Raw genomic sequence first — 12,143 nt, 5'->3', positions numbered from 1 at the left:
TACTGACGCACACGCTAGTGGTTGAGATTGATCATCCGCTCGACGGCGGCGCGGGCGGGCTCCACCACGGCCGGATCGACGGTCACCTCTTCCTTCATGAAGATGAGGCTATCGAGGATCTTCGGCAGCGTGATGCGCTTCATATGCGGGCAGAGGTTACAGGGCCGCACGAACTGGGTGTTCGGCGCTTCGACCGCGACGTTGTCGCTCATTGAGCACTCGGTCACGAGCAGCACCTTGGAAGGCTGATTATCCTCGACCCATTTGATCATGCCGGAGGTCGAACCCGTGAAGTCGGACTCGTTGATCACCTCGGGCGGACACTCGGGGTGCGCGATAATCTTCACGCCCGGATCACTCTCCCGATAGACGCGAAGCTCCTCGGCGGTGAAGCGCTCATGCACTTCGCAGTGACCCTTCCAGGTGATGATCTCGACATCCGTCTGGGTTTGAACCCATTTGGCGAGAAATTCGTCGGGGATCATGATTACCCGTTTCGCGCCGAGAGACTCAACCACGCGCACGGCATTCGACGACGTGCAGCAAATGTCGGACTCGGCTTTCACATCGGCTGACGTGTTCACGTACGTGACCACGGGAACACCGGGATAGGCCTCGCGCAACGCGCGGACATCCTCACCCGTGATCGATTCCGCCAGCGAACAGCCGGCGCGGCTATCGGGGATCAGAACTTTCTTGTCGGGATTGAGCAGCTTCGACGTCTCCGCCATGAAGTGTACGCCGCACTGGACGATCACCTCGGCGTCGGCCTTCGCGGCCTCGCGCGCAAGCTGCAAGGAGTCGCCGACCACGTCGGCCACGCAATTGTAGATCTCCGGCGTCATATAGTTATGCGCCAGGACAACCGCGTTGCGGACCTGCTTCAGATCGTTGATGGCCTTCACGTAAGGCGCGAATTGGGGCCATTCGACAGGCGGAATCACGCGCGCGACACGCTCATACAGATGCGCGGTCTCGCGGGCCACTTCGGGCGTATACGTGAGATCGGGAACGAGCTCGGAAGGCAGCACGGCCTGTGCCTTGGCCTCCCAGGCCTCACTCCCAATTTGAACGGATTCCATCTCTATCGGCCTCCTGATGATATACTCAATATGAGTATATATAGGGTGTAAAAAGGTCCGGCTCAAGGCCGGCGCGTTTCCTCGACCGCGCACATCAGCGCTATTCTCATACTGAGTATAGCATTTTATCCTTATTCTTCAAGGCGTCGCTGCTTTGCACAATTTTCATGGGGCCTATCAAGACGTTACTCCGAGACCCCGAAAAACCGGTTCGGGCGAGGGTTGGGCGGGTAGACCAGTTGTGGTTGGCAGATAGGGGCATCCCGGATTACCCTGAAGGCGGTAAGCGGGGACTTGTAGGATGCGTGGGCATGCTTCATTCGCGATCCTTAAACGGCTGGGGCCATGCGCCCTCGCGCTCCCACTCGGCCTCCTGACAGTTTCCTTGCCGCAATCCTCTCGCGCGGACGACACCGTCATTCTCGAAATACCCGATCATCCGGGCACCGGCACGGTTGACGTGCAGGTCGAGGAAGAAGACGCCGAGCCGCCGGCGGAAGAATTGATGATCGCGGATGCGATCAAGGTGCAGCTCAACAAGCCCAGCTTGGAAAAAGGACAGCATGCGGACGATGTTGCGGCGCTCACCGAATTCTATCGGACGCGAACCGGCCCGGCATTGTGGCTGACGACCGTTGGATTCTCGGAGCGCGGCGCGGCGCTGCTGGAGTTCATCGGAAAAGCGGATAGCTGGGGGCTCGACCCAACCGCTTTCCCCGTGCCGCCGAAAGACTACAAGCCGGGGACGGCGGAGGACCAGGCAGCCACGGAATTGGCGATCAGCCTCGCTGCATTGAAATATGCGCGCGCGGCCCGTGGTGGTCTCGCCGAACCGAAGAGCATCAATGCTATTTATAGCCACGAGCCCATCATTCGCCCGCCGGCCGAGGTGCTGAAGGCACTCTCGACCGCCTCTGCACCGGATGAGGTACTTGTGGAGCTTCATCCGAAACACGAGCAGTTCGTCCGGCTGCGCAAAGCGCTCGCCAATGCCAAGTCCGAGAACGAGGACCTGCTTCTGCGGCGGAACATGGATCGCTGGCGCTGGATGCCAGAAGACCTCGGCGCGACCTACGTTTGGCTGAACATTCCCGAGTTCATGGTGTACGCCGTCGAAGACGGCAAGACGGTCGAGTCCGAAAAGGCCATCGTCGGCGCCACGGGATCGCCGACCCCGGTGCTTTCGGCGGCTATGACGGAGATCGTGTTCAATCCGGAACGTATCGTGCCATCCGCCGTGATCCGCCGGGACGTGCTGCCCAAGCTGCGTGGCAGCGGGTCGTTCTTCGGCGGCACCGCCAACACGGCCGTTCTGGATCAATACGGCATCACGGTGAAGAAGGGCGGCAAGACCGTCGACCCCAAGACGATTGACTGGAGGAAGACCAACCTGTCCGGTCTCACCTTCGTGCAGAAGCCCGGCCGGACGAACATCATGGGCAACGTGCAGTTCCTCTTTCCGAACGACCGGAAGGTCTTCATGCGGGCCACGACGTTTGGCGGCAAGTTCGCCCGTGACAACCGCGCCGATGGCGCCAAGGACCCCCGTGTCGACAACGCGGAAGACCTTGCCGCGCGTATCTTGGCGGCCAGCAATGACACCAGCAGCGCGACCGTCCGTCAGCAAATCGCAAGCGGCAGGACGAGCCGGGTCAGCCTCAAGAAGCCGATCCCGGTGCACATGACCTATTTCACGGCCGTGGTCGGTGATGACGGCACGGTAAAGACGTTCGGGGACGTCTACGAACTGGACAATCTTCCGGCGGCAGCCCCGGCCGAAGACGCCTCGTCGGCTCCAGCGGCGGGTGCGCCGTCCACCGAGGCGCCCGAGTCCGCGCGCAAGCCGATCAACGGCAGCCTTGCGACCACGAGCCCTTAAGCGCTTTTGGTAGATGCTTCCGCGTCGGCCGCGTCCTCGCCAATTTCGCTGATGGCGTCAGGATCGAGCCACCGCATCAGCAGGTAAATCAGGAAAGAGGCGAGCAGGAGCCCGCCGGCGATGGCCGGCGCTTCCCAATCGCCGCTCGACACGCGCACGACGATCAACCCGAGGCACACGAGGAACCCCAGCGCCGGGATGATGCGCGGGATTTCGAAGCGGCCCGGCGGCTCGCCTTTGCGCCCCTTTAAGATGAACAGCGAACCGTTCACCACCGCGAACACGGTGAGCAGCAGCAGCACCGTGGCGGCGGCAAGCTCGGCGATCGTGCCCACAAGGGCCAAGGGGACCAGGATCAAGAACAAGACCAGGATGGCGATATGGGGTGTGCGGCGCTGGCGGTGCACCTTGCCCAGGTGATCGGGCAAGAGGTTCTGCCGCGCCATGCCGTAGAGCAGGCGTGAGGACGTGACGAAATTCACCAACCCTGTGTTGGCGACGGCGAAGATGGTGATGGCCGTAAACAGGATGGGTGGAACAATCGGCGCCGCGCGCGCCATGACCTCGGTGATGGGGCCGGGCGCCGCGGCCAGCTCGTCCCAGGGCACCACCGACACGGCCGTGATCGCCACGGCAATGTAAACGACAGCGGCGATCACCATGGCCGATATCAGCCCGAATGGGATCGTCTTCTCCGGCTCGCGCACTTCTTCGGCGACGTTGTACATGTCCTCGAAGCCGATAAAGGCGAAGAAGGCCAGCACGGCGCCTTGAATGACGATGAGGAACGTCAAGTCGCCATCCGCCACGGGCGGCGTTTCGAAATAGTCGACCGAGCCCCAATAGGGCAGTCCCACCGCCACCACGAGAAGCAGGCCGGCGACCGACACCACGGTGCACAGCACGTTCACCCACATGGCTTCCTGGATGCCGCGGAAGATGATCGCGGTCGTCCCGAACAGATAGCACAGGGCGATGGCGGCGACGGGCAGGCCGTTCAGGCCGAAAAGCTCAAGGAAGTTCGCGCCGAACACCCGGGATTGTGTGGCGATCGACGTCAGTCCCGAACAGACCAGCGCCAGTCCGACCATGAAGCTCAGAAGCGGAAAGCCGTAAGCCCGTTGCGCCACGTAGACGGCGCCCGCCGCGCGCGGGTAGCGTGAGCCTAGCGAAGCATAGGACAGGGCCGTCAGCAGGGCAGCGATGAGTGCGACGACGAAGGCGAGCCAAACGGCGTTGCCGACTTCGCCCGCGGCCTTGCCGATCAGGCCGTAGATGCCTGCGCCCAGCATGCTGCCGAGCCCATAAAGTGCCATCTGAACCGGTCCGATCGACCGATTCAGTGTCGGGTCACCGTCTTGGTCCGTTTCGGGCTGAAGGTCCGCCATGGTTCGTTCAGTACCATGGCCACGACCCATCGCCTATGGCGGCGGGTGCGCTGGGTTGCGTGATGCGTCGCGCTCCACAGGATTCACCGGTAGACGGCCAGGAGCACATGTTGCCCGGCTAGCTCTTGAGACGGTAGCCGGTCTTGAACACCCACCAGACCGCAGCGAGGCACAGGGCCAGGAACAGGCCGATCATGGCAAGGCTCACCTCAACGCGGACATCCGAAGTGCTGTAGAAACTCCAGCGGAATGCGCTGACGAGATAGACGACCGGGTTGAGCAGCGAGATTTTCTGCCAAACCGGGGGCAGCACGTCGAGCGAGTAAAAGGTTCCGCCAAGAAACGTCAGTGGCGTGATCACAAGGAGTGGAACGAGCTGAAGCTGCTCGAAACCTTCGGCCCAAAGCCCGATCACGAAGCCCAGTAGGCTGAAGGTGATAGCGGTCAGCACGAGGAAGAACACCATCCATGCGGGATGGTCGATCCTGATATCGACGAACAGGGTTGCCGTCGCGAGAATGATGAGCCCGAGAATGATAGATTTCGTCGCGGCCGCCCCCACATAGCCGGAGACGATCTCGACCGGCGACAATGGCGCCGACAGCTGCTCGTAGATCGTCCCCGTGAAGCGCGGGAAATAGATGCCGAAGGAGGCGTTGGCCACGCTCTGGGTCAGCAGGTTCAGCATGATGAGGCCCGGCACGATGAACGCGCCATAGGGAACACCGTCGATCTCGCTGATGCGGCTGCCGATCGCCGCGCCGAACACCACGAAGTAGAGCGAGGTGGCGATAACGGGCGAGACCAGGCTCTGCAGCAGCGTGCGGACCCAGCGCGCCATTTCGAATTTGTAGATCGCGACGATGGCGGGAAGGTTCATTGGTCGCGCCTCACCAGGTCGACGAAGATTTCTTCGAGCGAGCTCTGCGACGTGTCGAGATCCTTGAAGCGGATGCCGGCGTCGGAGAGGTCCGTCAGCAGATGGGTGATACCGGTGCGCTCGCCCTGGCTGTCATAGGTGTAGATCAGTTCGTGCCCGTCCTTCGCGAGCACGAGTTGATGCTGTTTCAGCGCGGCGGGAACAGTGTCGATTGCCTCGTGCAGCTGGAGCGTCAGTTGCTTCTGGCCGAGCTTGTGCATCAGCTCATTCTTGTTCTCGACGAGAACGAGTTCGCCTTTGTTGATCACGCCGATCCTGTCGGCCATGTCCTCGGCCTCCTGGATGTAGTGCGTCGTCAGGATGATGGTCACACCCGAGTCCCGCAGCTGCTTGACGAGCGCCCACATCTCGTTGCGCAGTTCCACATCCACGCCGGCCGTCGGCTCGTCCAGGAACAGGATTTGCGGTTCATGGGAGAGCGCCTTTGCGATCAGGACTCGGCGCTTCATGCCGCCCGAGAGCGTGATCAGCCTCGAATCCTTCTTGTCCCAGAGAGTGAGATCCTTGAGCACCTTTTCGATGTGGGCGGGATTCGGCCATTTTCCGAACAGACCGCGGCTGTGGGATACCGTGGCCCAGACGGTTTCGAACATGTCGGCCGTGAGTTCCTGCGGAACCAGGCCGATCATGGACCGCGTGGCGCGATAGTCCGTGATGATGTCGTGTCCGTCGACCGCGACCGTGCCGGCACTCGGGGTGACGATGCCGCAGATGATGCTGATGAGCGTGGTCTTGCCCGCCCCATTCGGTCCAAGCAGCGCGAATATCTCGCCCTTCTCGATCTCGAGATCGATGCTCTTGAGCGCGTGAAAGCCCGACTTGTAGGTCTTCGACAGGCCTTGAATAGAGATGATCTGCGACATGGTTGGAGGCAGGTGTGCGTTGAGGGTGGGAGCGTGCAGAGCGAAACTGCGTGCTGTGGTGTCTAGGGCTGGGCGTCGGGCCGACTCACCCGGAATCGGCTTCCAACCTATAGCGTTCGATGACGCTCGGCTGGATCACATTTGCATGAAGAGCCAAGAGGATAAGCTTTGCGTCGGAACTCGTATCATCGTCGAGCGCCAGGTCAATCCGCTTCTCGACTGACTGCGTGAGATGCACGCCGTTGGCGGTGGCGAAGGGCTCGTCCCCCACCATGCAGTAGGCGAGGAGTTCGGCCGCCGCCCGGCTGTCCTTGTCCGACAGGCTCATGCCATCCGTCTTCGCCATCAGGATGCGCAGGGCGGCGAGTTTGACGGCTTCGGGCACCAGCTTCGGATGCAGGTCGAGCGCGCGCAAATCCGCATCGAATGTCCGCAATGCCGGCGAACGGCCAAAAAGACCCATAAAGCCGATCGAAAGAGGCGGGATCATTGATCCTCTGTCGTAAGGCGCAGGATCTTCCCGTCATCTTCGTCGGTGAGAGCATAGACGGCGCCATCAGGCCCTTGCACCACGTTGCGAATGCGGATGCCGAGCGGAATCCGTTCCTCGCCGGTGACCTTGTCGCCATCGATGCTGAGCCGGACGATGCTCTCGGAGGACAGCCCGCCGACCAGCAGATCGCCTGCCCAGGCGGCAATGGCTTCCGAGGTCCAACCGGGAACGGGCTCGGCCGTATAGAACGTCGCGCCGGACGGCGAGATCACGGGCGTCCACTGGCGGACGGCATCGGCGAATTCCGGCCGCGTCGGCGGATTGGGAATGTCCTTCCCGTCGTAATGCGTACCCCAGCTGACCAGCGGCCAGCCGTAATTCTCGCCCGGAGCGGGGCGGTTCAACTCGTCGCCCCCTTTGGGACCAAACTCCAGTGTCCAAAGCTTGCCCGTCTGCGGGTCGATCGACGCGCTCTCCACGTTGCGGTGACCGAGGGACCAGATCTCGGGCTGTGCGTCCTTCTGCCCGATGAAGGGATTGTCCTGCGGCACCGACCCATCCGGGTTGATCCGGACGACTTTTCCAAGGTGGCTGGAAAGATCCTGCGCGGGTTCGAACTTGAAGCGGTCGCCGAGCGTGATGAAGAGCGTGCCGTCGGGAGCGAACGCCAGGCGGCCCCCGAAATGATTGGGGCCCTTCACCTTCGGAGTCTGCTGAAAAATCACCTTGAGGTCCGTCAGCCCGCCGTCTTCGAGCCGGCCTCGGGCAACGGTCGTGCCGACTCCATCGTCTCCAGCTTCCGCATAGGACAGATAAATGAGCTTGTTGGTCATAAACGTGGGATCGAGCGCCACGTCGAGCAGGCCGCCCTGGCCCTGGGCCACGACCTCGGGCACGCCGGACAGGGGTTCGGACAGGGTCCCGTCAGCATCGACCAAACGCAGCGTTCCCGGCCGTTCGGTCACCAGCATGCGGCCGTCCGGCAAGAATGCCATGCCCCAGGGGTGTTTCAGCCCCTCCGCCACGGTCTCGACCCTGATCGGGCCGGCTTCAGTGTCGATTGTATGCTGCTGGGCAGCGGCAGGTCCCAAGTCGAGGGCCAGGACGGCGATCAGTCCGGCAAGGGCGTAGTGCGCAGCGGTCTTGCGGAGGCCTGTGAGGCGAGGCGGTGTCATCGGTGGCCAATACTCGAAAAAGGGGCTCGGAACGTCTCGTTTGCAATGTCGCTGTTCCAGGCCCCCCGTTCAAGGGGGCCAAGGTGCGGCCTCAGGGCTAGCTCCGGCCCGCGCTCACGCGCAGCCCGGGAGCGGGACGCTCCAGGACGACCTCGCGGCGAAAGCGGTAAAGCTTGGCCGGGCGTCCGCCCGTCTCGGTCGAGACATTCCCGGTCGGCTCGACGAGCCCGCCTTTTTCGACGAGCCGCCGGAAGTTCTGCTTGTGCAGCAGCCTGCCGGAGATCGACTCCACCGTTTTTTGCAGGTCGTAAAGGGTAAACTCCGGCGGGAGCAGTTCGAACACCACAGGCCGGTATTTCAGCTTGCCGCGGACGCGGCCCATGGCGGTTGCGAGAATGCGCCTGTGGTCGAGCGCCATGGAGCGGCCGAGTTCGGGCAGATCGCCCCAGCGGTTCGCCGCCGATCGGCCGTCACGCCGGGCTTCCTCCACGAGGCCCGCTTCGTAGAGCAGCTCGTAGCGTTCCAGAACCTTCTCTTCGTCCCAGCCGCCGCCGATGCCGAAGCCGATCTTGAGGCGCTCGGGACGGCGCAAGGGCCGGTCCGGCTCGCCGGGGGAAGGGGGCCGTTCGGCCCAGGCCTTCAGGCGCGGTTCGATCTCCTCGGTGAGTATTTGAGGCTTCCCCTCGCGCCAATCTTCCCACGGGAAATAGGTGTACCAGGGAGACCAGTGCGCGCCGCGCATGTCTGCGGACGTTCCGCGGGTTAGGGCCAGATACCCGACCGAAAGCGTGTGGGCACCGCCCGGCTCCGCATGCCGGCCGCGGTCGCCGAATGTGTAGAGCTGTTCGACGTAGCCGAGCTCGATGCCCGTCTGCCACTCGACCCATTCACGCAGCCCGATTTCAAGCGTGCGATGGGCGCGCGGCGCAAAAGGACCGAAGGGAAGGGCGTCCCGGCGATCCGCGCCCGCTATGCCCGGCCGCACCACCAGAATATGCGGCTGCTGGTCCTGGACCATGACGATCGCCGCGTTGAGGCCGAGTTCGATCTGCGGATTGGTCGCGGACGGGTTGCCGTCCGAATGGGTCTCGGCAGCCGCGTTATGGCGCCGCCCGCTCGCCATGGGCTAGACCGCGTGTCTGGCGGGTAGTGAAAACACTTTGCCTTCTTCGGCCAATAGGCCGCGCCCGATATGTTCCACTGCGGCGTTCATGCGGCCGCCGCGGCTAAGAACCTCGTCGGCGATCGCGACGATCCGCCGGTTGGGATAGGCGGTAGGGGAGGCGCGGCGCAGGGCGCGCGCCAGGGAATGCTCATCCGCATGCGGATTGAGAGCGCAGAGAACGACGAAGGCGCCGGCGGTGGAGCGGCTGATGCCGGCCCAGCAGTGAATGAGCAGCGGCGCCTTTTGATCCCAGTCGCCGGCAAACTCGATGAGCTTGGCGACATGGTCCTCGCTCGGGACCACGAGGCCATCGCGCGGTTCGGCGATATCGTTCATGGCCAGGCGCAAATGCCGCTCGTGGACGATGGTTTCGGGCGTGTCGATCAGGGTCTCCCCATTGATCAGCGTCACCAAATGGCTCACGCGCGCTGTCGCGACGGTCGCCTGAACATGGCTCAAGGGGCACACAAGGACGGTATCCGGGGACATCGTCTCCGGCTCCACCTGGTGATCACTGTCGAACGTCAGAGTATCCATGAGCCTCTCTACTGTAGCGATTCGCCTACCGTCTGTACGCTATTCATCTGGCAAGCTCGTGAAACCGTTTCAAGAACCTCTCCTCACCTTCTGACGCCGGAACTGGGCGCAACCCGGTCAGAGTCGTGACAAGACCAGGGCTTAGGCCCTTTGGCTGGCCGAAAAATTTCCGGGCTTCGGCCTGGGAGAAGCCCGCAAGTCCAACCGCCTCGTAATAGGCGGCGATCCTATCGGCGCGCTTGATGAGCTGGCCGGCCTCGTCGGGAAGCTCGGTCGGAAGCCCGAAACGGACATGGATCGCCGTGAGGAGCCGCGATTCGAAGACGCGGTAGTCCAGCGACAAGGCCGCCTTGAAGGGGCTGATCAGGTCGCCGATGACATATTCGGGTGCATCGTGAAGCAGCGCGGCGAGCTGATGCGCGGCGGGCTCAGACGGTGAGAGGTCCCGCACGATCGCCTCCACGAGAAGGCTGTGCTCGGCCACCGAGAACGTGTGGTCGCCCCGGGTCTGGCCGTTCCAGCGCGCGACGCGCGCGAGCCCATGCGCGATGTCCTCGATCTCGATGTCGAGCGGAGAGGGATCGAGAAGATCCAGCCGCCGTCCGCTCAGCATGCGCTGCCAAGCGCGGGGCAGTGGAGTGTTGGACGCGGCGTTCAATGCTCTCTCTTCGTTGTTCGGCGCGAACTGATCGCAACGCGGCGCACAAGTCAAACAGGTCCTGCCGAACGATCGCCGCTACTGGACGAGGGCCGACCAAAAAAGACATGGACGATGCAACGCATGGATGCCAATCATAACGGCCTCGCGAATATTTAGAGGAACGACCAAGCACGATTGGGAGAACGCGACATGGCGAAGTTGCCGAGATTCTCGCTCAGCTACAACGACAAGAACAAGAAGTGGGAGCTGAAGCGTGAGGGTTCTGGAGAAGTCGTAAAACGATTCAAGACCAAGGCCGACGCGACCAAGGGCGGCGTGTTGGAGCGGGCCGTCAAGAAGATGGGCTCGGTACGGATCAGAAAACGCGACGGCAAGATTCAAGAAGAGCGTACCTACCCGCGCAGCATGGACCCGCGCGGACGCGGCTAGTCCTCAGGGCAATTTAAAGGGCGGCGCATTCCTTGTGCCGGTGGCAACTCGTCAAGTGATCGTTGACGAGCCCGGTCGCTTGCATGAACGCATAGACGATGGTGGGGCCGCAGAACTTGAAGCCCCGCGCTTTCAGTTCCTTCGACATCGCGCGCGACAAGGGCGTTTCGGCGGGGACGTCGCGCATTGACTTGAAGCGGTTGATTACCGGCTTTCCGTCCACGAAGTCCCAGAGGAAGGCCGAGAAGCCGGGGCCGTTCTCCATCATGTCGAGCCAGACTTGCGCGGACTTGATGGCGCCTTCGATCTTGAGGCGGTTGCGGACAATGCCCGCGTCGCTCATCAGCGCTTCCACCTTCTTGGTGTTGTAGCGCGCGATCTTTTCCGGCGCGAAGCCGTCGAAGGCTTCCCGGAAGGCGTCGCGCTTGCGCAAGATCGTGATCCAGGCGAGGCCCGCCTGGAACCCATCGAGGATCAGTTTCTCGTAGAGCGCCCGGTCATCGTACTCGGGCACGCCCCATTCCTCGTCGTGATAGGCCACGTAGAGCGGATCGGTCCCGGGCCAAGGACAGCGGGAGGGAACGCCGGTGCTCATGCGCTCTCGGCCACCGGCAACTCGAATGTCGCGAAAGCGGGAAGGCGGACGGTGATCGTCGTGCTTCCGGCCTGCGGGGTCGTGCCCTTCGCCTTGGCCGAAGCCAGCCGGTCGAGCCGGAGCAAGGCGAGCCCATGGGATCCGTGCGCGGAACCGATGGTGCCCAATTGCACCGCGCCGGCCACCACCTCGGCGCCCGGCTCCAAGGGAGCATCGCCGTCGACGGGGACCACGCGTTTTCGCGCGGTGCTGCGATGCTGCATGCGGGAGACGACCTCCTGGCCCACATAGCAGCCCTTCTTGAAGTCGACGCCTTCCAGCTGATCGTAGAGAGCCTCGTGCGGAAAGGTATCGCCATAGGCGTAATCCGGGCCGCCTTCGGGAACGCCGAGCGCGATGCGGTGGGCGTGGTAGTCGGCTTCGCTCGCGGGCGAGCAGGCCGCTTCGTCCAGGGCAACGCCGTCGGGCAGAAGGAGACGCAGGCCAAGCTCCGGCAGCCGGGGGTCTGCGAAGGCGAGGGCGCCATCGGGCAGGGTGGGCGTGCCGCCCCAGGCCGCCGCGACGGTCCAGGCAGGCTCTGCTTCGACCGTGACGGCCGAGCGCAACTTGTAGAATGACAGGCGTTTCGCGAGGGCTTCGAGACTTTCCGTGGGCGCCTCGAGCAGAAAACCTTCCCCGTCCGGCACAACGAAGAAATCGAACAGGATTTTTCCTTGCGGCGACAAGAACCCCGCGAAGATGGCGCCGCCGTCATCGGTCTTGTTCAAGTCGTTGGTGACCAAGCCCTGCAGGAATGTCTTGGCGTCGGCGCCGGAAACGCGCAACACCCCGCGATCGGTCAGGGAGGTTGTGTGGCAGATTTCTTGTTCGCGATGACTCATGGGGTGCCCTTCTGCTACCAAAGCGATGACTATCTAGGTGCCGGGCGGTTGCCCC

At 62.9% G+C, this 12,143-nt stretch carries 13 protein-coding genes; 2 read left to right on the top strand and 11 right to left on the bottom strand.

What is annotated here, in order from left to right; genetic code table 11:
• Positions 1-14: 14 nt before the first annotated feature.
• Positions 15-1,082, bottom strand: coding sequence for a quinolinate synthase NadA (gene nadA, locus DCY11_RS04495; protein WP_108681399.1), 1,068 nt, complete (start codon positions 1,080-1,082; stop codon positions 15-17).
• Between the two features lie 385 nt (positions 1,083-1,467).
• On the opposite strand from nadA, the gene DCY11_RS04490 reads away from it, so the two are divergent.
• Positions 1,468-2,961: a L,D-transpeptidase family protein gene (locus tag DCY11_RS04490; RefSeq protein ID WP_159079798.1), complete on the top strand. Its 1,494-nt coding sequence runs from the start codon at positions 1,468-1,470 to the stop codon at positions 2,959-2,961.
• Here the strand turns inward: DCY11_RS04490 and DCY11_RS04485 are convergent.
• From DCY11_RS04485 to DCY11_RS04450, 8 genes are all read right to left on the bottom strand, one after another.
• Positions 2,958-4,349 carry an APC family permease gene (locus tag DCY11_RS04485; RefSeq protein ID WP_108681395.1) on the bottom strand — a complete coding sequence of 464 codons (1,392 nt, stop codon included), beginning with the start codon at positions 4,347-4,349 and terminating at the stop codon, positions 2,958-2,960. The two genes, DCY11_RS04490 and DCY11_RS04485, sit on opposite strands and share 4 nt — an antisense overlap.
• A 118-nt stretch (positions 4,350-4,467) precedes the next feature.
• Positions 4,468-5,229, bottom strand: coding sequence for an ABC transporter permease (locus tag DCY11_RS04480; RefSeq protein ID WP_108681394.1), 762 nt, complete (start codon positions 5,227-5,229; stop codon positions 4,468-4,470).
• Positions 5,226-6,152: an ABC transporter ATP-binding protein gene (locus DCY11_RS04475; protein WP_108681392.1), complete on the bottom strand. Its 927-nt coding sequence runs from the start codon at positions 6,150-6,152 to the stop codon at positions 5,226-5,228. The genes DCY11_RS04480 and DCY11_RS04475 overlap by 4 nt, the downstream gene beginning before the upstream one ends.
• Before the next feature lie 85 nt (positions 6,153-6,237).
• Entirely contained in the window at positions 6,238-6,642 is a 405-nt protein-coding gene (locus tag DCY11_RS04470) for a hypothetical protein (RefSeq protein ID WP_108681390.1), read from the bottom strand.
• A complete protein-coding gene (locus DCY11_RS04465) occupies positions 6,639-7,820 on the bottom strand; it encodes a PQQ-dependent sugar dehydrogenase (RefSeq protein ID WP_108681388.1) in 1,182 nt (393 codons plus the stop codon). The genes DCY11_RS04470 and DCY11_RS04465 overlap by 4 nt, the downstream gene beginning before the upstream one ends.
• A gap of 97 nt (positions 7,821-7,917) precedes the next feature.
• Positions 7,918-8,943, bottom strand: a complete 1,026-nt coding sequence (locus tag DCY11_RS04460) for an NAD regulator (protein ID WP_371515032.1) — start codon at positions 8,941-8,943, stop codon at positions 7,918-7,920.
• Positions 8,944-8,946: 3 nt separating this feature from the next.
• Positions 8,947-9,522 carry a tyrosine phosphatase family protein gene (locus DCY11_RS04455; RefSeq protein WP_245409444.1) on the bottom strand — a complete coding sequence of 192 codons (576 nt, stop codon included), beginning with the start codon at positions 9,520-9,522 and terminating at the stop codon, positions 8,947-8,949.
• A gap of 43 nt (positions 9,523-9,565) precedes the next feature.
• The gene (locus DCY11_RS04450; protein ID WP_371515031.1) at positions 9,566-10,180 is read right to left on the bottom strand and encodes an HD domain-containing protein; all 615 of its coding nucleotides are present in this window, start codon (positions 10,178-10,180) and stop codon (positions 9,566-9,568) included.
• A gap of 192 nt (positions 10,181-10,372) precedes the next feature.
• On the opposite strand from DCY11_RS04450, the gene DCY11_RS04445 reads away from it, so the two are divergent.
• Entirely contained in the window at positions 10,373-10,612 is a 240-nt protein-coding gene (locus DCY11_RS04445; protein ID WP_045365262.1) for a DUF2188 domain-containing protein, read from the top strand.
• A 13-nt stretch (positions 10,613-10,625) separates the two neighbouring features.
• On the opposite strand, the gene DCY11_RS04440 is transcribed toward DCY11_RS04445, so the two are convergent.
• Positions 10,626-11,207, bottom strand: a complete 582-nt coding sequence (locus tag DCY11_RS04440) for a DNA-3-methyladenine glycosylase I (RefSeq protein WP_108681384.1) — start codon at positions 11,205-11,207, stop codon at positions 10,626-10,628.
• Positions 11,204-12,088, bottom strand: coding sequence for a folate-binding protein YgfZ (locus tag DCY11_RS04435; protein WP_108681382.1), 885 nt, complete (start codon positions 12,086-12,088; stop codon positions 11,204-11,206). The genes DCY11_RS04440 and DCY11_RS04435 overlap by 4 nt, the downstream gene beginning before the upstream one ends.
• Positions 12,089-12,143 lie beyond the last annotated feature (55 nt).

Origin of the sequence: Methyloceanibacter sp. wino2 (assembly GCF_003071365.1) — a bacterium.
Taxonomy (GTDB): domain Bacteria; phylum Pseudomonadota; class Alphaproteobacteria; order Rhizobiales; family Methyloligellaceae; genus Methyloceanibacter.
The sequence above is the reverse complement of the archived record's forward strand: the minus strand, read 5'-3'. Positions and strand labels throughout refer to the sequence as shown.